We start from the raw sequence: 17769 nt of genomic DNA, 5'->3' as shown, positions 1-17769 counted from the left end.
GTCCAGGGCCGCCTCGTCGACGGTCACGTCGAACTCGGTCTCGACCCAGGCGATGAGCTTGAGCAGGCCAAGGCTGTCGATGACTCCGTTGGTGAGCAGGTCGTAGTCGGAGGTGAGGTCGGTTGCCACGGCTCCGGGCAGGAACTCGGTGACGATGTAGTCCTTGATGGTGTCCTGAGTGGTCATGTCTTCCCGTTCTGTCGGTCGTGTTCAGGTGAGAGATACTCCGCCGTCAACGCTCAGCACCTGGCCGGTGATGTAGTCGTTGTCGAGGAATACCTTGATCGCCGGCGCGGCCTCGAGCGGTGTCGTGAGCCGTGGAATCGGCAGCTTGGCGGCGAGATCACGACGGAACTTCTCGGTCGCGTCCGCGGTCATTCGGGTCTCCATGAACCCGGGTGAGACGGCATTGACGGTGACGCCCCGCCGACCGCACTCGGTCGCCAGGGTGCGGGTGAGTGCGATCACGCCGGACTTGGAGGCGGCGTAGGCCGTCTGGCCCGCGGTCGCCACCAGGGCCGACGGGGAGACCACGTTGACGATCCGCCCCCAGCGGCGTCGAACCATCCCCGGCAGCACCGCGCGACTCATGTGGAAGGTCCCCAGGAGGTTGGTCTGGATGACGGTGCTCCACACGTCCGGCGCCTGATTCATCATCAGCGCGTCGCTGCGCATCGCTGCGTTGTTGATCAGGATGTCGACCCCACCCAGTTCGGCGGTGATCCGATCATGCAACCCCTGCACGGAATCCCAGTCGGTGATGTCGGCCTGAGCCACCAGCGAGTTGTTGGACAGACGCGAGCTCACCTGCCGGGCCTGTTCGGCCGATCGGTTGTAGTGCAGGACGATGCGGCATCCGGCACGGTCCAGGAACTCGGCAACCGCGGCGCCGAATCCGCCCGACGCCCCGGTGACCAGCGCGACCGGCGACTCGGGGCGCTCGCCGACGCCCCGCGGGGCGGGTGCCGTTGCGGCGGTCATGACTGCCACTCCATCGGCTCGCCCGCACCCCACTCGAGTAGGGCGGTGACCCACACCATGCCCGCGCCGAAGGCGGCGAGTAGCAGCTTGTCGCCGGGTTGGATGCGGCCGGCGGCCAACGCCTCGGACAGGGCGATCGGTATCGATGCGGCACCGGTATTGCCGTACCGCTCGATGTTGGTGATCAAACGGTCCTGCGGTACGCCCGCATGTTCCATGATCGACTCGATGATGCGGATGTTTGCCTGGTGGGGCAGGAGGTGGTCGATGCCATCGACGTCCAGGCCGGCCGAGTCGAGCGTACGCCGCACCGAACCCACGGTGAACCGGACCGCATTGAGGTAGATCTCGTTGCCCTTGATCTTGGCGAAGTGCAGATTGTCGCGAACGGTGTCCGTGCTGGTGGGCAGGCGGCTCCCGCCCGCCGTGATCTTCAGGCTCTCCACCTTCGAGCCGTCACATCCGGTGTCCCAGTGACGAAGCCAGCTTCGGCTCGAGGGCGTGAGCACAACCGCGCCTGCTCCATCGCCCATCAGGACACTCAGGTCCCGATCTTCCGGGTTCACACAACGCGAGCGAGTGTCGGCGCCGATCAGCAGGATCGGCCGGGGATCGATTGCCATCAGGCCGGCCGCGACGACCAGGCCATAGGCGAAGCTGGCGCACTCGGCACCTACGTCGTGGGCTCCGCCGGCGGTTCCCAGCTCTCGCTGAACGAATGCCGACGTCGCCGGCGAGGGCTGCTCCGGAGTGCCGGAGGCGACGATCAGATGGGAGATCTGGTCCGGGCCCAGACCGGCACTGGCCAGCGCGGCCCGCCCGGCCTCGGCCGCGAGGGAGGCCGTGGTCTCGCCGGCGCCCACTACCCGCCGTTCGCGAATGCCGGTTCGCTGGACGATCCAGTCGTCGTCGATTCCGAACCGATTGCTCAGCTCGGCGTTGACCAGCGTTCCCGCGGGCACGTGGTGGCCCCAACCGGCAATCCTGATCCCCGGGACGGTCGTTGCCTCAGCCATCGTTGGCAACCGCGCCGACCACACGGTCTTCCTGGATCTTCTTGTGCAGGTCCCGGAAGGTCATCGAGTCGTTGATCTCGCCGACGATGGACTCGTCCAGCGCGAGCTCGGGGTACTGCTCCTGCATGTGATAGACCCACTCGGTGAGATCGAGGGAGTCGACGGCCGACGAGGTCAGCGGCGTGTCCGGGTCAAATTCCTCGACCCCGCTGACCGCCATCAGACGGTTGACGGATTCTTCGAGACTGGGCATCTTCATGCTGAACTCCTTCTAGTGCTCCTGCGGATATCTTCGCCAGTCGGTCGGCAAGCCGCGGCGCTGCGCGATTGGCCACCATCTTGTTTGATCGTACTTACCGCGCTGCAAACGATCTGCAAAGTGGGTGGTGAGCCGTCGGTCGGCCGAGCCATCGCGCCGACGAGGGTCACGCAGTCAGCCCTGTTGCCAGCCCTTCCTGATTTGGCGGATCCGGGTTGTGCAAAATTCTCCGCGCTCATTCCTTGCTGCGGTGTCGACGTCCACCCCGACAAATCTGTCGTGCGCCGCGATGTCGTCGAACTCGCACCGGTTGTGTGCCGAGATCCCGCCGGCGAGAATGAATGGGATGTCGAAGGTTTCCGCCAGTTCCGCCACTACCCGCGACTCGATGGTGGTCCCGGTACTCCCCACCCGCCCGCGCGGGCCGGTCGCGTCGAGCAGGAAGATGTCGGTGCCGGCGCGTTGGTAGGAGTCGAGCAGGCCGCGCTCGACGCAGTCCGCTCCGGACACATGCAGCACCTTGACGACGACCAGGGTCGGAAGTTCGCGCTTCAGCACCCGGACCAGGCCCGGCGGCTGGTAGCCGTGCAACTGAACCAGGTTGATGCGGGCGGTGCTGGCCGCGGTGACGATCGTGCCCGGGTCGCGATGGAACGAGACCAGGACCGGCTCGACGAACCGCGTTCGTCCGGCGCGCGCGAGCGCGGCCAGCCTGGCGAGCTGCCCGAGGGACAGCTCGTGGGCGCCGCCGGAGACGCCGTGCCACAGCCCGACCAGGTCGGCGCCGCTGGCCGCCAGGATGTCGACATCTGCGTCCTGGGTGGCGCCGCAGACCTTCAGCATCACGCGGGATTGTTGTATTCGGTCGTGCTGCGTGGTCATCGCTACAGTCCCATGAGGGAGGAGATCCGGTTGTACTGGATCTCGGTCGTCCCGGAGTAGATGGTGCCGCCGACGGCATTCGCCAGCTCGCGGTCGAGACCGAATTCAGACATATAGCCGTTCCCGCCAAAGATCTGAATCGCCGACAGTGCGGATGCGACATTGGCCTCACTGGCCAGTAATTTGGAGATGGCGACATCTTCGGTGACGTCGTGACCGCTGGTCAGTCTTTCTGCCGTGTCGTACAGCCATCGTCGCGCGGTCTCCAGTCGTATGCGCATATCGACCAGCCGGTGCGCGATCGCCTGGTAGCTGCCGATATGGTGTCCGAATTGCCTTCGCTGTTTGGCGTACTCGACACATCTGTCGAGGCGATGCTGCATCTCGCCGATGTTGATGATGAACGAGCACAGCACCTCCCACTTCATGACATGGGCGAGCACCATGTATCCCCTGCCGAGGCCGCCGACAATCCGGGCACCGGGAATGCGGCAGTCATCGAAGAAGAGCTCCGCCATGGGCGAGGTCGAGAGCCCCATCTTCTGGACCGGCCGACCGGCGGTGAAGCCCGGGTCGTCGGCGTGGACCAGGAAAGCGGTGATACCGAGGGGACCGCCTTCGGGACGCGTCTTCGCGTAGACGACGACCACCTCGGCGATGGGCCCGTTGGTGACGAAGGCCTTGCTTCCGTTGAGGATGTAGTCCTGGCCGTCGGGGGTCGCGGTCGTCCGCATGTTGAGCGCATCGGAACCGGAGTCGGGTTCGCTGATCGCGTGCGCTCCAGCCATCGAACCGTCGACCACCGAAGGCAGGTAGCGCTGCCGCTGCTCCTCGGTTCCGAATGCCGCCAGCGCAACCCCGACGCTGCACATGGCGGTCGCCACCGAGAAGCTCAGTCCTCCATCCCGGCACGCTTCTCCGAGCGCCTCCAACACGTACATCGTCGTCAGCAGATCGGTGCCGGCGCCGCCATACTTCGACTCGAACGGCAGGCCGAGGACCCCGGTGGCTGTGATGAGTTGCCAGTCCTGCCAGGGGAAATCGGCGTGCCCACGGCCGTCGAGGGAGGCGGACGGGAGTTTGGCGCACCACCGCAACATGCCGTCCCGCAACGACTGCTGCTGGTCGTCCCACGCTCGCATGACCTAGTACGCGGACGCCGCGGCGCGGTCGAGGCTGTGTGCTTCGGTGCCCTTCAGGGCAGGAGAGAAGACGCAGACCAGCCGCAGGTCGGAGTCCGGATCAGCGACCAGGTAGTGCGCGTCGTGCTGGTCGAGGGCATACAACGTGCCCGGGGTGATGCGATGACTCGTCCCCTCGACGGTGATCACCTCACCGCTGCCCTCGATGCAGTAGCAGGCCTCCAGATGGTTGCGATACTCGAGCAGGGAGCGCGTTCCGGCGAGGACGATGGTATCGGTCACGGTGTATCCGAGCCCGTCGGAATCGAGCAGGAATCTCCGGCTGAGGCCGTTGCCCCAGGCGATGGTGGTGACGTCCTTCAGTTGGCGTACGATCATTTCTGGTCTCCTTCAATAGTTGCCGTGGCATGGTTGACGGGATCGGGTGTTGGAGTGGTCGTGGTGCAGGCGATGGTGTCCGCGGGACCGGCGCGCAGTGATGCATGGCCGATGTCGAGTTCGTCGACGAACGCGCCGATCTCGGTCGCGACATCGCGACCGGCCAGGTGGGCGGCCTCCGCGCGCCCGACCATCGCGCTGCCGATCACGGCAGCGTCTGCGCCGACCGCGGCCATGTTCGCCACGTCGGCACCGGTCCGGATGCCGAAGCCGACGGCGATCGGTGCCTCGGTGTGCGCGCGCAGCGACGCAAGCTGGGGGCGGATCGCTTCGGGGTCGGGGCTGGGTCCCGACCCGCTGCGCCCGTAATGGGCGACCAGGTACACATAGGCCGATGCGTGGTCGGCTGCCTCGGCGACGACCGCCGGGGGCGACCCGGCATAACACGTGGTGACGATCGGCAGCCCGGCCGCGTGCGCGTGGTCGTAGAACTTCGGCCGGACCCGAGGCGGCGCACCGTGCAACAGGAATCCCGCCGCCCCGGACTCCGCCACCGCCCCGATCACCGAGGTCAACGATCGCGGCCTGACCGTATGGGCCCAGTCCGCCAGCAGAACGATCTTCAGATGACGGTGTCGATCGTGCGCCCCGGCGACGAATGCCAATGCCTGCGCCAGGTCCGTTCCGGCAGCCAGCGCCCGGTCCGCGGAGCGGCGGATCACCGGCCCGTCGCTGATCGAGTCCGGAAAGGGGACGCCCAGCTCCAGGACATCCACACCACGGTCGTCGAGCACGTCGGCCACGTCGTCGAGCACCTCGAAGGGCGGGTCGCCGGCGTTGAGGAAGACGGCCGTCCCCATCGGGCGAGTGAACATCTCGGTCATCAGATCCTCGCTTCGGAGAGTGCCGGGCTGCCGTCGCGACCGCTCTCCGCGGACGGCCGGACCGGCGTACCGGCCCGCATCGACTCCACCAGTTCCCGCACCACGCCTTCCTGAATGACGGCCCGTGCGGCATCGACCGCGGCCGGCCAATAGGTTTCGAGCCCACCGATGATCATCAGTGCGGCGGCGTTCAGGGAGACCGTGTGGGTCGCGTCCTCTCCACCGAGGCCGGACACCACCTCCAGGAAGTGGTCGACCAGTCGAGTCGGGTCGTCCACGGGAGCGAGGCCGGCGAACGAATCTCCGGATCCGGGCGTGGCCCGAGCGATCTTGATCGTTCGTCCACCGTGGTGATGCAGGGCATTGTCGGCGGTGCTGATCAGCTCGTCGGCGCCGACGGCGTTGGCCGAGAACCAGATGTCCTGATCGTCGATCGCCGCCGCGACGGCGGTGGCAACAGGCAATTGCGTCGGCGAGGCCAGGCCGGTGAGTTGGCTGGCCCCGCGCAGCCGCGGGAGGAACGGCCCGATGAAGTTGAGGATCCGGCCGTAGTTTCGTAGGGGCACCGGCATGATCCGGCGAGCGAGCACGGTCAGTTCCCGGGGATAGACGAACGGGCCCACGAAGGCGATGCCATGTCGTTCGACGGCCGCCGCGGTGTCCTGGTGGGACTTCGTCAATCGGATGCCGAGCCGGTCGAGCAGATCGATCGAACCGTACCGACTCGAGTACGCCCGGGAGCCGGTCTTGACCACCCGCACGTCGAGCGCTGCGGCCACGAACGCGGCGGCGGTGGAGATGTTGAAGGTCGACGGGCCGCCCCCGACCCCGACAACGTTCACCGTTCCCGCGTACGAGTGCGCCGGGACCGGGTTACGGGCGCGCAACGTCAGCGCGAGGTTGATCATGGTCTGCTGGTGACCTTGGTCGTCGCGATGGACGCCTGCTGTGTTGATCGCGTCCAGGACGCCGAGCAGGACGTCGGCGGCCAGGCGATCCGCAAGCAGATCGTCCCAGAACGACTGCCAGGTCGCCTCGTCGAGGGGACGGCCGGCGGCAAGGGTGGTGAGCGCGTCTGTCATGACTCAGTTGGTCCTGACGGGTGCCGGCCGGTTCACGAGGGCGTCGATGGCGTCGACGCTGCGGAAGTTGTCCGGGTCCAGGGCCGCCTCGTCGACGGTCACGTCGAACTCGGTCTCGACCCAGGCGATGAGCTTGAGCAGGCCAAGGCTGTCGATGACTCCGTTGGTGAGCAGGTCGTAGTCGGAGGTGAGGTCGGTTGCCGCGGCTCCGGGCAGGAACTCGGTGACGATGTAGTCCTTGATGGTGTCCTGAGTGCGCATCATGCTTCCTCTCCGATCAAGCCAGTTCCGGCCTGAGCGCGTTCGATGGTGTGGCGTAGGGATTCGCGATCGATCTTTCCGGTCGACGTCCTCGGTAGCGGGCCGTCGGTGACCTGCCAGCAAGCGGGGATCGCCGCCGTCGGCAGGGTTCCGGCGCAGTGTCGGCGGAGGTCGAGGGTGTTGATCGTGGCGTCCGGTCCTGGCCGGAGCACCGCGTTCAGCACGTGGCCCGCCACGGAGTCCGGAGTGGCCACCACCGCGACCTCGGCGACGTCGTCATGATCAAGCAGTGCGCGCTCGACCGCCGCCATGTTCACCCGCGTACCCCGGACCTTCACCTGCGCGTCATTGCGACCCTCGAGATGGAGCGCGCCGAGATGGTCGCGGCGCACGATGTCGCCGGTGCGGTAGAGCGGCCGGGTGCCGGCGGTCGGCCAGGAGGGATCAGCCTCGATGAACGGCCCGGCACCCGCCGTGGTCGAACCGAGGTAACCGGCCGTCTGGTAGGGCGTCGACACAACGAGCTCGCCACGGCCCTCGCCGGCGAGCACCTGGCCGGATTCGTCGACGATGATCGCATCGACATCGGGCAGGGGCTCTCCCAACGGAATCTGGGAGGGTGTGGCGCCCGCGGGTAGCTCGTGAATGAAGCTGTTGTTGGTCTCGGTACAGCCGTAGAGGTTGTAGCGGCGGCCGGCGGGAAACAGGGACTGCAGGTCCGGCAGGAGATGCGGGGGCAGATGATCACCGGTGAACATCACGTGTCGAACAGAGGGGATGCTTCGCCCGCTGCCCCGAGCTGCTCTGATCATGAGTTGATGGGCCATCGGGACCGCTTGCAGCACCGTCACCCCTTGGGTGTCGAGCAGGTCCAGCAGTCGATCACCGTGGGTTGCCGTGATGGTGTCGACCAGCACGACGGTGCCTCCGTGATGCAGTGTCGTCCAGACGTCCAGCAGACAGAGATCGAAGTTGAGGGGCGCGTAGTTCAACACGACTGCGCCCGAGGTGATGTCGAACCGAGCGGCCGCCCAGTCGGCGAACCGTTCGATGGCCCCGGTCGCGATCGGGACCAGCTTAGGGATCCCGGTCGACCCGGACGTGGTCAGGATGATCGCCGTGTCCAGGCGCCCGGGCGGGCGTGGTTGGGAGTGGCCGGCATCGAGCGGCGGAGGCGGATCGGCGGGAGCGGTGCCGGTCTCGCTCACCAGATGACGGGCGCCGGCCCGATCCAACAAGATCGTTCTGGTCGTCGGGGGCAGGGTCAACGACGGCAGCACCACAGGTGTTCGGCAGGCCATCCCGGCGAGGACGACAGCGATGGTTTCCGGTGTCTTCGCAGCCTCCACCGCAACCGGTTCACCCGGGAGAAGGTCAAGACTCCGCAATCGGGGAATGGCGCGCAGGGCCATGTCGGTCAACTCGCCATAGGAGACGAACCGATCGCCCGCGACGAGGGCAGTGACCTCGGGGTGGGCGTCGGCGCGCGCGGCGAACGATGTCCAGAGTTCGGTGGTAGTCATCGCCGTCAACACTGGGCCAATGCCTGCAAACGGTCCGCAACAAGATCAGTGACGGCCGGGCGCGCGACTCGACGCTGTTGCGCTCGGCTTGCACCCGGGGCCGTAGACAGACGCCATGACAAAGCTAGTTTCGCGCCGCGCAGTACTCTCGGGCCTTGCTGCCACTGCCGGCGCCGCCGTGATCGGCTGGAACACCGAGACGCGCGTGTGGGCCAGCGGGGGCGCTGGCGCAGATCTGATCAAGAAGATCCCGAACCTGGACGGGACGCTGACTCTTGCCACCGAGGGCTTCACCGAGGATTTCGGTCGAATCGTGCACCGGAAACCGCTGGCGGTGCTCAGGCCACGCTCGGTCACCGACGTGCAGAAGATCGTTCGCTACTGCGCTCGTTACCAGATCGCGGTGGCCGTGAACGGCCAGAGCGGCAGCGGTACCGAACGCGAGTCGCACTCCCACTACGGTCAGGCACTCGTCGATGGTGGTGTGGCCATCGACCTGACCACCCTGAGCGACATCAGACGCCTGGAGCGCGGGCGGGCCGACATCGGCGCCGGAGCGGTGTGGTCGACGCTCGCGCTGCGGGCGTTGGAGACGGGTCAGATGCCGCCCGTCTACAACGATTACGCGCACCTGTCGATCGGCGGCACGCTCAGCGTCGGCGGTCTCGGAGGAGCGAGCCAGCACTTCGGGGCCCAGGCAGACAACATCGATTGGCTCCAGGTGGTCACCGGAACAGGGGAGTTGATCACCTGCTCGCGGACGCGGCATCGCGAGCTGTTCGAGGCGGTTCTCGTTGGCGCGGGCCAGTTCGGCATCATCGTCCGGGTTGGTGCCCGGCTCGTCCCCGCCGCGCAATCGGTTCGGTCGTTCGAGTTCAGCTACACCGATCGTGAGGCGTTCCTGCGTGACTCGTTGGCGATCATGCGGTCGGGCGTCGTGAACGACCAGAACGGTTACGCGGTGCCGCAGCCGTCCGGCGACTGGGCGTACCGGCTCGCGGTAGGCGTGTTCTACACCGGGGCGGCGCAGCCGGATGTTGCCACCGTGCGGCAGGTCCTGTCGGCACAGGCGCGGCTCGAGTCGACGGCCGACCTGTCGATGCGGGAGTGGCTGCTGCGTTTCGAACCGAACTGGGCGGCCCTGAAGGAAGCCGGTTTCTGGACGACCAAGAAGCCCTGGCTGATGATGTTCGTCAGCACCGAGAACAGCCGGGCCTACCTCGACACCGTGCTCGGCGAGCTCACCGTGAACCAGATGGGGGCCGGGCAGGTTCGCATCTCGCCGATGACCTCGCGGACCCTGAGCACACCCAACCTGGTTCTGCCGGCCCGGCGCACCGACGAGTTCTTCGAGATCAGTCTGATCCGCGTGCCGGCGCCCGACTTCACAGACACCGAGAGTCTGTTGGAGCAGAATCGCAGGTTCTATGACCGGGCCGTCGGTCTGGGTGGGAAGCGGTACCTCGTCGGCGCCGTCCCGTCGACAACGCGGTCCGACTGGCGGGCCCATTTCGGCGATCGATGGCCCGACCTGACACGGATGAAGCGGCGCTATGACCCCGCCTCGATTCTGACCCCCGGCCAAAGAATCTTCCGCTGACCGGCATCGCGCCGGCCACGTCCCTTACGTCCCGCATGAGGAGAACCCAGACAATGCCAGCCAGTAGTCCCGAAGAAATTCCCGGCATGATCGCACAAGCATTCAATACCAATGATCCGCAGGCGATGCTGGATCTGTTCGAGCCGACGGGAGTGTTGATCACGCCTCCCTCCGGCAAGCCGGTGGCCGGCATCGCGGCGGTGACGAACGAGCTGATGGCGATGTTCCAGGTCATCCGTAGTGCCGACATCGAGATGACCAGCGCGGTCCGGTCCGGCGATCTGGCCATGACTCACGCAGACTGGAAACTGCAGGGTGTCGATGCCGACGGCACGCCGGTCGAGCTTGCCGGGCGCGGCACGGTGGTGTCGCGGTTGCAGCCCGATGCGACCTGGCGGATCGTCTTCGACGACCCGGTCGGCGTCTGAGGAGACCCGATGAGCGACTCATTCCAGATCCAGATCGAGGTCCGAGGCTACGAACTCGACGGGCAGGGACACCTCAATCAGTCCGTCTACCTGCAGTACGCCGAGCATGCGCGATGGAAGTACTTCCAGGCTGCCGGACTCACCCGCGACAAGCTCGGCGAAGCGGGAATCGGGCCGGTCGTCCTGCGGTCATCCGCACGTTTCCAACGCGAACTGCGCGTGGGCGACGAGGTGAACGTCTCCTGCGTCATCACCGGCGGGCGAGGCAGGTTCATCGAACTCACGCAGAACTTCCGGACGCCGGCCGGGGTGTCGGTTGCGCGGGTCGATGCCGTTGTCGGCGTCATCGACCTCACCACGCGCGCGCTGGTCAGCGATCCGCGTACCACCCTGCGCGAGCTGGCCAGCTCACCCGAGGTGCTCACCGGGAGCTGATCGTCTGCGGCCGGTCAACCTTGGGCCGGCCGCACCAGCTCGGCCGCGTCGGACTCGCGCAGAGCCAGTTTCCGGTGCTCGTTCGGGCGTATCCCGTAGACGCGCTTGAACGCCACGCTCAGGGCGAAGCCGCTGCCGTAGCCGACCAACCTGGCGACGGTGTTGAGCGTCGCATCCGATTGCCGGAGCAGGTCGGCCGCGAGCGCCAGGCGCCACTCGGTCAGGTAGGTCATCGGCGGAGTTCCCACATGTGCCCGGAAGGTCTGGGCCAGGGTCGCGGGGGAGACCTTCAGTTCGGCGGCGACCTTGGCCAGTGTCCACGGCTTGGCGGGCTCCTCGTGGAAGAGCCGGAGGGCCTCGCCGGCCACGGGGTGGGCGAAGGCCCGGTACCACGGCGGCGCGTCGGTCCCGGACCGGTCGAACCAGGCCCGGAGGATCGCGATCAGCATCAGGTCGAGCAGGCGGTCGAGGACCACGCCCTGGGCGGGGCCCTGGCGAGTGGCCTCGTGCGCCAGCACGGGGATCAGGCTCGAGTTCCAGGTGTGGCCGGCGATCGTGACGACCGGCGGGAGCACGTCGAGCAGCCGCTGGCCGACCGCCCCGACCTCCTCGTACACGCCCAGCAGTATCTGCATGGAACCGTCGGGGTTGCTTCCCCAGGTCCGGACACCCAGCGTCATCTGTTCGCGCAGGTCCACCCCGTCCGGTGTCTTGCACCGCTGCCCGGGATGGACGATCACCTGTGGAGGAATGGCCGGGTCGCTGCTCAGGTGATACGGCTCGGGCCCACGAACGATGGCGACATCCCCGGCCTGCAGCCATACCGGCTCATGGTCCGTTGCCTCGATGCAGGCGCGGCCCTGCAGCATCACGGCAACACACAGGGGCGCGCGGTCCTGAACCCGAATCGACCATGGCGGATCCAGCGCTATCCGCAACAAGAACGCGCCACTGGCGCGGGGCCCTTCGAGAAGAGCGGCCAATGCGTCCATGCGCATGAGCCTATCGTAAGATCAGACATGTAAATCGCGACATCGGCTATGGAACGGTTGGCCGATGTCGTCAAGGATCGAGTCATGAACACAGACAGCACTTCCTCGATCAATTCCTCCACCACCGACAACCCGCCCGCCGACAAGGGTCAGGCGACGTTGGTCCTGGGCGGCACCGGCCGGATCGGCCGCCGGGTCGCCGAGCGCCTGAAGGCACGCGACGTCAACGTCCGCATCGGCTCTCGCCACAACGACCCGCCGTTCGACTGGGAAGACTCCTCGACCTGGGCCGGTGCCTTCACCGGGGTCTCGGCCGCGTACCTCATGTACTACCCGGAGGTCGAGTGGCCGGGCGCGGCGAAGGCGATCGGCACCGTCGCCCAGCTCGCGGTCGACGCCGGGGTCCAGCGGCTCGTCCTGCTCTCGGCCCGCGGTCAGGACGAAGCCGTGCGCTGCGAGGAGGCCGTCACCAGGCTCCCGGTCGAATGGACCATCGTCGCCCCCTCCTCGTTCAACCAGAACTTCGACGAGGGTGTCTTCCTCGATCCGATCCGTGAGGGCGTCCTCGCGCTCCCGTTCGGTGACAACGCCGATCCCTTCATCGACGTCGAGGACATCGCCGACGTGGTCACGGCGGCGTTGACCGAGCCCGGCCACGTGGGTGAGCGCTACGAGCTCACCGGCCCGCGGCTGCTCACCTTCGCCGAGGCCGTTGCCGAGATCGGCAAGCAGAGCGGGCGCGAGCTCGAGTACCGCCCCATCACCACCCAGGAGTTCGCCGATGCGGTCGCCGCGGAGGGCGCACCACGCGAGTTCGCCGACACCCTCTCGCCGCTGCTGGCGGAGTTCTTCGACGGGCGCAACAGCTACCTGACTAACGATGTCGAGCGGGCGCTCGGCCGCAAGCCGCGCGATTTCGCCGACTGGGTCGAAGAGGTCGCCCGCACCGGCGTCTGGAACGCGAAGCCCGCCACCGTCTGATCCTTGCCCCGCACCCCGTCCCGGGCCGGTCAATGCCGACCGCCCGGGTGCGGGGACGGGCGAAGGCGGGCGTTGGCCGTAGGGTCAGTGCCATGTACGGATCCACGCGGCAGCGCCTCACCGACGAACTCGACCAGCTCCGCGGTGAGGGGCTCTACAAGTTCGAGGAGCCGCTGACCTCTCCGCAGGCCGGCGAGATCGAGGTCGCCGACGGGCGGCGGGTGATCAACCTGTGCGCCAACAACTACCTCGGCCTGGCCGATCATCCGAAGATGATCACCGCGGCCAAGGAGGGGCTTGATCGCTGGGGCTTCGGGATGGCGTCGGTGCGGTTCATCTGCGGCACCACGACGCTGCACACCGACCTGGAGGCCCGCCTCGCCGAGTTCCTCGGGCAGCAGGCGGCGATCCTCTACGGCTCGTGCTTCGACGCCAATGCCGGGCTCTTCGAGACGCTGCTCGGGCCCGAGGACGCGATCATCTCCGACGAGCTCAATCACGCATCGATCATCGACGGGGTACGCCTGTGCAAGGCGCGGCGATTCCGCTATCGCAACCGCGACATGGCCGACCTGGAGGCACAACTGATCGCCGCGAAGGATGCCCGCACGCGGATGATCGCGACCGACGGCGTGTTCTCGATGGACGGCTATGTCGCTCCGCTGGACGACATCTGTGATCTTGCCGAGGCTCACGACGCGCTGGTGATGGTCGATGACTCGCATGCGGTGGGTTTCGTCGGCGAGCACGGCGCCGGTACGCCGGAACTGTTCGGCGTTCAGGATCGGGTCGATGTGATCACCGGGACGCTGGGCAAGGCTCTCGGCGGGGCTTCGGGTGGCTACACCGCGGCGCGGTCCGAGATCGTGGAGCTCCTGCGGCAGCGCTCGCGCCCCTATCTGTTCTCCAATTCGGTCGCGCCGGCCATCGTCGCGGCTGCGCTCGCAACCCTCGACCTGCTGGCGGGTTCGGCGGAGCTGCTCGCTCGCCTGCGGGAGAACACGGCGTACTTCCGCGAGCAGATGGTCGCCCGCGGCTTCGAGATCCCCGAGTCCGATCATCCGATCGTGCCGGTGATGATCGGCGATGCGGCGCAGGCGGCCGCGATGGCCGACCGGCTGCTGGCCGACGGGATCTATGTGCGGGCTTTCTCCTACCCGGTGGTGCCGCGCGACAAGGCGCGGATCCGCACGCAGATGTCTGCCGCCCACAGCCGCGACGACCTCGACGCCGCCATCGCCGCCTTCGAACGCGCCCGCGGTTGAGCGTCAACCGAGCTGCGCGAGCAGCCGGTCGATGGCGGTGTTCAACTCCTGCGCGGAGCCGGCAAAGCACAGCCGGACGAAGCGATGCCCGTGCACGGGGTCGAAGTCGGCGCCCGGGGTCATCGCGACGCCCGTGGCCGCCAGCATCTCGGCGCACCAACGAGCGGAGTCGTCGGTCAGGTGGGAGACATCGCACCAGGCATAGAACGCGCCGTCCGGCGGGGCGTAGCTGGTGATCCCGAGCTCCGGCAGCCGGTTGATCAACAACTCGCGGTTCTCGGCGTACCGCTGGACATGCCCGGCCAGCTCCGGCGCCGCCGCCGACGACAGCGCACCGATCGCGGCGTACTGCGACGGCACCGGCGGACAGATCGACAGGTTGCCGCTGAGCACGTCCACCGGTCGCCGCAGCCACCGGGGCAGCAGCATCCAACCGAGCCGCCAGCCGGTCATCGAGAAGTACTTGCTGACCGAGCCGACCACCACCGCATCGCGGGTGAACCGCCACGCGCTCGCGGCCTCCCGGCCGAACGTGATGCCGTGATAGATCTCATCGCTGATCAACAAGCAGTCATGATCGACACACCACGCAGCGATCCGCTCCAGCTCGTCGGCGTCGATGATCGTTCCGGTCGGATTCGACGGCGAGGCGATGATCAGCCCGGCCGGCGGTACGGGCAGCGCGGTCAGCATCTCCAGCGTGGGTTGGAATCGCGTGTCGGGGCCGCACGGGAGGTCGAGCACCTCGCACCCCAGCGCGTGCAGCGTGTTCCGGTACGCCGGATAGCCCGGCCTGGCCATCGCGATCACGTCTCCGGGGTCGAATGCGGCGAGGAACAGCGCGTCGAAGCCGCCCGAGGACCCGGTCGTGATGACCACCTCATCGGCGTCCACCTCGGCGCCGATCCGGTCGCGGTGGTAGCTCGCGACGGCCTCCCGCAGCGCGAGGATGCCGGTCGCCTCGGTGTAGCCGAGCACGCCGCCGTCGATCGCCGCCACCGCGGCCTCGCGCGCCGCGAGCGGTGCCGGCGTCGAGGGTTGCCCGGCGCAGAGCATGATCGCGTCGCCGTGGGTACGCTGTCGCGCCGCCGCGGCCGCCAGCACCTCCATCACCCGGAACGGCGGCACGTCCGCCCGCTTCGCGACCCGTCTCATGCCTCGGTCCCGCCCGTACCGAGTTGCGCGGCGAAGGCGGCGTGGGCGTCGGGGGAGAACAGCACGAAGCGCACCTCGTCGATGCCGCCGGTGCGGCCGGCCGCGATCTCCTCGCGTACCGTCCCCACCGCGATCCGCGCCGCGTCATCCATCGGCCAGCCGTAGACGCCGGCCGAGATCGCGGGGAAGGCGATCGACCGCGCGCCCAGATCGCGGGCCACCTCGAGGCTGCGGCGATAACACGAGGCCAGCACCGCCGTGCGGTCGTGGGATTTCGCCCAGACCGGGCCGACCGTGTGGATCACCCAACGCGCCGGCAGGTCGCCGGCCGTGGTCGCGACGGCCTCCCCGGCCGGCAGGCCGTCCGGCAGGTGGGTGGCGCGAAGTTCCTTCGTGGCGGCCAGGATCGCGGGTCCGCCGCGGCGGTGGATCGCGCCGTCGACACCGCCTCCGCCGAGCAGCGAGGAGCTCGCGGCGTTCACCACCGCATCGGTCGTCTGTGCGGTGATGTCGCCCTCGATTGCCGTCACCTGCGTCATGTCGGCCATTGTCGCAGCGGGACCCGCGCTCGCGTAGCATCGGGCCGCGTGACCCAGCGCCCCGACGAGCCCGAGGACCCCGAACGCAGCGCGGCCGACGCCGCCGACGCGGCGGGGAGTGAGCCCGGCGAGGCGGCCGAGGCCGAGCTGGAGTGGTGGCAGTATCCGGGCCTGCCGTTCCGGTCCAAGCCCGGTCGGCTGGACTACATCTGCATGTTCGGCATCATCGCCGCGGGTGTGTACTCGCTGGCGCTGACCCCGTTCCGGGTCTGGCTGCTGACGAATGTGCCCTACGTGCTGGTCGCGCTGAGCGGTTCCGGCTCGGCCCTGGTGGGCATCGGTGCGGCGATCCACATCGGCGACACCTGGTGGCCGCTGGCGGCGATCATCGGCGCGCTGAGTGCGATCAAGTTCGACTGGCTGTTCTGGTTGGCCGGTCGACTGTGGGGCGAAGGCATGATCGACTGGCTGTTGGGCGGCGCAGCGAAGCAGAATGCGGGCTGGCTCAGCCGGACCCGGCGCAAGATCGCACTGTGGTCGCATCGGCTGGCGCAGCGTTGGGCGATCCCGATGATCTTGTTGACCTATGTTCCGGTGCTGCCGATCCCGTCGGCGATCGTCTTCGGTGCCCTCGGCATGGGCGGGATGCGGCTGCGTACCTTCCTGATCATCGACTTCCTCTGTTCGCTGGCCAACCGCGCGCTCTACCTGTATCTGGGCTACCGGATCGGACTGCCCGTGCTGGAGGTCCTGGAGGAGCTGAACAAGTGGTCGCTGTGGATCGGCCTGGGCCTTGTCGCGGTGATCGTCTTCTTCGCCTTCCGGAACGCCTCCAAGGCCGACGTGACGGTCAAATCCTCACCCAAGGAGTGATCAGCGCAGCGGCAGGACCGGCTCCGTCTCGGTCCGGGGGCCGCGGATCCGGCGCTCGGACTCGGTGATGGCGACATCGTTGATGCTCGCCTCGCGGCGCGACATCAGGCCATCGGCGTCGAACTCCCACAGCTCGTTGCCGTAGCTGCGCCACCATTGGCCGCCGATGTCGTGCCATTCGTACTGGAAGCGCACCGCGATCCGGTCGGGGCCGAAGGTCCACAGGCTCTTGCGCAGGACGTAGTCCAACTCCCGTTGCCACTTCGCGGTGAGGAAGTCGATGATCTCGGCGCGGCCCTGCAGGAACAGGTCGCGATTGCGCCACACCGAGTCCGGCGTGTACGCCAGCGCGACCCGCTCGGGATCGCGGGTGTTCCACGCGGCCTCGGCGGCGAGCACCTTGCGGGCGGCCGAATCGGCATCGAACGGGGGCAGTGGCGGGCGTTGGTCCGGCATCGGGTGTCCTGTCCGTGGAGAACGAGCGTTCTCCGGTAACCTAGAGAACGACCGTTCTCACGTCAAGGGGGTACGCCGTGACCGCAGATCCGCTGCTCGATGCCGTGGAGAAGTTGATCAACGCGCACGGCGTACAGGCGGTCGGCATGGACCGGGTACGCGCGGCGTCCGGATTGTCGCTGAAGCGGATCTACGGGCTCTATCCGAACAAGCAGCGCCTGGTCGCGGCCACGCTCGCGCGTCGCGACGAGCGGTGGCGGGAGGAGCTGGCGGGAGCGGTCGACGACGCACCGGACAAGGTGGAAGCGCTGTTCGGCTGGCTCGGCGCGTGGTTCGCCGAGCCAGACTTCCGCGGCTGTCTGTGGGTGAACGTGCACGGCGAGCTGGGCGGTGATCATCCGGAGGTGCTGGCGCAGGTGCGGGCACACAAGGTGGCCTTCCGCGACCAGGTGCTCGGTTGGTTCGCCGATGCGGGGCCCGAGATCGCCGAGGAGATCTGGCTGTTGGCTGAGGGCGCGATCGTGACCGCCGGGATCACCGGCGATGTCGGTGCCGCGTCCCGCGCGGGCCGTGCGGCCAGGCGACTGCTCGGCGGCGAAGCGGCTCCCCGGCGACCCCGCTCGCCCTAGGATCGGCC

At 67.8% G+C, this 17769-nt stretch carries 21 protein-coding genes and 1 pseudogene; 7 read left to right on the top strand and 15 right to left on the bottom strand.

Features of this window, described 5'->3' with window-relative positions; genetic code table 11:
* The 11 genes and pseudogenes from ACXDC7_RS16505 to ACXDC7_RS16455 form a co-directional block, all read right to left on the bottom strand.
* Positions 1 to 186 (bottom strand): annotated as a pseudogene (locus ACXDC7_RS16505) (acyl carrier protein); the annotation flags it as partial.
* 24 nt (positions 187 to 210) lie between these two features.
* On the bottom strand, positions 211 to 981 hold the full coding sequence (locus ACXDC7_RS16500; RefSeq protein ID WP_459222784.1) for an SDR family NAD(P)-dependent oxidoreductase: 771 nt from the start codon (positions 979 to 981) through the stop codon (positions 211 to 213).
* Positions 978 to 1997 (bottom strand): 3-oxoacyl-ACP synthase III family protein, encoded by a 1020-nt coding sequence (locus ACXDC7_RS16495; protein ID WP_459222859.1) that lies wholly within the window; start codon positions 1995 to 1997, stop codon positions 978 to 980. The genes ACXDC7_RS16500 and ACXDC7_RS16495 overlap by 4 nt, the downstream gene beginning before the upstream one ends.
* Positions 1990 to 2256, bottom strand: a complete 267-nt coding sequence (locus ACXDC7_RS16490) for a hypothetical protein (RefSeq protein ID WP_179445426.1) — start codon at positions 2254 to 2256, stop codon at positions 1990 to 1992. Before ACXDC7_RS16490 ends, ACXDC7_RS16495 begins: the two co-directional genes overlap by 8 nt.
* Positions 2257 to 2430: 174 nt before the next feature.
* Entirely contained in the window at positions 2431 to 3138 is a 708-nt protein-coding gene (locus tag ACXDC7_RS16485; protein ID WP_459222783.1) for a phosphoribosylanthranilate isomerase, read from the bottom strand.
* A gap of 2 nt (positions 3139 to 3140) precedes the next feature.
* Positions 3141 to 4280 (bottom strand): acyl-CoA dehydrogenase family protein, encoded by a 1140-nt coding sequence (locus ACXDC7_RS16480; RefSeq protein ID WP_459222782.1) that lies wholly within the window; start codon positions 4278 to 4280, stop codon positions 3141 to 3143.
* 3 nt (positions 4281 to 4283) lie between these two features.
* Positions 4284 to 4658, bottom strand: coding sequence for an ectoine synthase (locus ACXDC7_RS16475; protein WP_179445428.1), 375 nt, complete (start codon positions 4656 to 4658; stop codon positions 4284 to 4286).
* Complete coding sequence (trpA, locus tag ACXDC7_RS16470; RefSeq protein WP_459222781.1) at positions 4655 to 5542, bottom strand: tryptophan synthase subunit alpha; 888 nt, start codon at positions 5540 to 5542, stop codon at positions 4655 to 4657. The genes ACXDC7_RS16475 and trpA overlap by 4 nt, the downstream gene beginning before the upstream one ends.
* Entirely contained in the window at positions 5542 to 6624 is a 1083-nt protein-coding gene (locus ACXDC7_RS16465) for a hypothetical protein (protein WP_459222780.1), read from the bottom strand. Before ACXDC7_RS16465 ends, trpA begins: the two co-directional genes overlap by 1 nt.
* A gap of 3 nt (positions 6625 to 6627) precedes the next feature.
* A complete protein-coding gene (locus ACXDC7_RS16460; protein ID WP_218843825.1) occupies positions 6628 to 6888 on the bottom strand; it encodes an acyl carrier protein in 261 nt (86 codons plus the stop codon).
* Positions 6885 to 8408, bottom strand: coding sequence for an AMP-binding protein (locus ACXDC7_RS16455; protein ID WP_459222779.1), 1524 nt, complete (start codon positions 8406 to 8408; stop codon positions 6885 to 6887). The genes ACXDC7_RS16460 and ACXDC7_RS16455 overlap by 4 nt, the downstream gene beginning before the upstream one ends.
* Positions 8409 to 8586: 178 nt before the next feature.
* On the opposite strand from ACXDC7_RS16455, the gene ACXDC7_RS16450 reads away from it, so the two are divergent.
* From ACXDC7_RS16450 to ACXDC7_RS16440, 3 genes are read left to right on the top strand one after another with little or no spacing between them, the layout of a single operon-like run.
* Positions 8587 to 10008 (top strand): FAD-binding protein, encoded by a 1422-nt coding sequence (locus ACXDC7_RS16450; protein ID WP_459222778.1) that lies wholly within the window; start codon positions 8587 to 8589, stop codon positions 10006 to 10008.
* A 35-nt stretch (positions 10009 to 10043) separates the two neighbouring features.
* Positions 10044 to 10436, top strand: coding sequence for a YybH family protein (locus tag ACXDC7_RS16445; protein ID WP_179445432.1), 393 nt, complete (start codon positions 10044 to 10046; stop codon positions 10434 to 10436).
* A gap of 9 nt (positions 10437 to 10445) precedes the next feature.
* Positions 10446 to 10871, top strand: coding sequence for an acyl-CoA thioesterase (locus ACXDC7_RS16440; RefSeq protein WP_459222777.1), 426 nt, complete (start codon positions 10446 to 10448; stop codon positions 10869 to 10871).
* Positions 10872 to 10885: 14 nt separating this feature from the next.
* Here ACXDC7_RS16440 and ACXDC7_RS16435 read toward each other — a convergent pair whose 3' ends face one another.
* Entirely contained in the window at positions 10886 to 11863 is a 978-nt protein-coding gene (locus ACXDC7_RS16435; RefSeq protein WP_179445434.1) for an AraC family transcriptional regulator, read from the bottom strand.
* 84 nt (positions 11864 to 11947) lie between these two features.
* Between ACXDC7_RS16435 and ACXDC7_RS16430 the strand changes: the two genes are divergently transcribed.
* Positions 11948 to 12844: an NmrA family NAD(P)-binding protein gene (locus ACXDC7_RS16430; RefSeq protein ID WP_179445435.1), complete on the top strand. Its 897-nt coding sequence runs from the start codon at positions 11948 to 11950 to the stop codon at positions 12842 to 12844.
* A 92-nt stretch (positions 12845 to 12936) separates the two neighbouring features.
* Positions 12937 to 14109 (top strand): glycine C-acetyltransferase, encoded by a 1173-nt coding sequence (locus tag ACXDC7_RS16425; RefSeq protein WP_179445436.1) that lies wholly within the window; start codon positions 12937 to 12939, stop codon positions 14107 to 14109.
* A 3-nt stretch (positions 14110 to 14112) separates the two neighbouring features.
* Here ACXDC7_RS16425 and ACXDC7_RS16420 read toward each other — a convergent pair whose 3' ends face one another.
* Together ACXDC7_RS16420 and ACXDC7_RS16415 are read right to left on the bottom strand one after the other, a co-directional pair.
* A complete protein-coding gene (locus ACXDC7_RS16420; protein WP_459222776.1) occupies positions 14113 to 15264 on the bottom strand; it encodes a pyridoxal phosphate-dependent aminotransferase in 1152 nt (383 codons plus the stop codon).
* Complete coding sequence (locus tag ACXDC7_RS16415; protein WP_459222775.1) at positions 15261 to 15803, bottom strand: O-acetyl-ADP-ribose deacetylase; 543 nt, start codon at positions 15801 to 15803, stop codon at positions 15261 to 15263. Before ACXDC7_RS16415 ends, ACXDC7_RS16420 begins: the two co-directional genes overlap by 4 nt.
* A 48-nt stretch (positions 15804 to 15851) precedes the next feature.
* On the opposite strand from ACXDC7_RS16415, the gene ACXDC7_RS16410 reads away from it, so the two are divergent.
* A complete protein-coding gene (locus ACXDC7_RS16410) occupies positions 15852 to 16676 on the top strand; it encodes a DedA family protein (protein WP_459222774.1) in 825 nt (274 codons plus the stop codon).
* Here the strand turns inward: ACXDC7_RS16410 and ACXDC7_RS16405 are convergent, their stop codons facing one another.
* Positions 16677 to 17132: a nuclear transport factor 2 family protein gene (locus ACXDC7_RS16405; RefSeq protein ID WP_459222773.1), complete on the bottom strand. Its 456-nt coding sequence runs from the start codon at positions 17130 to 17132 to the stop codon at positions 16677 to 16679.
* A 77-nt stretch (positions 17133 to 17209) separates the two neighbouring features.
* On the opposite strand from ACXDC7_RS16405, the gene ACXDC7_RS16400 reads away from it, so the two are divergent.
* Complete coding sequence (locus ACXDC7_RS16400) at positions 17210 to 17761, top strand: TetR family transcriptional regulator (protein ID WP_179445441.1); 552 nt, start codon at positions 17210 to 17212, stop codon at positions 17759 to 17761.
* Positions 17762 to 17769: the final 8 nt, after the last annotated feature.

This window comes from Naumannella huperziae (assembly GCF_054073625.1).
This window is presented reverse-complemented; position numbering and strand designations above follow the sequence as displayed.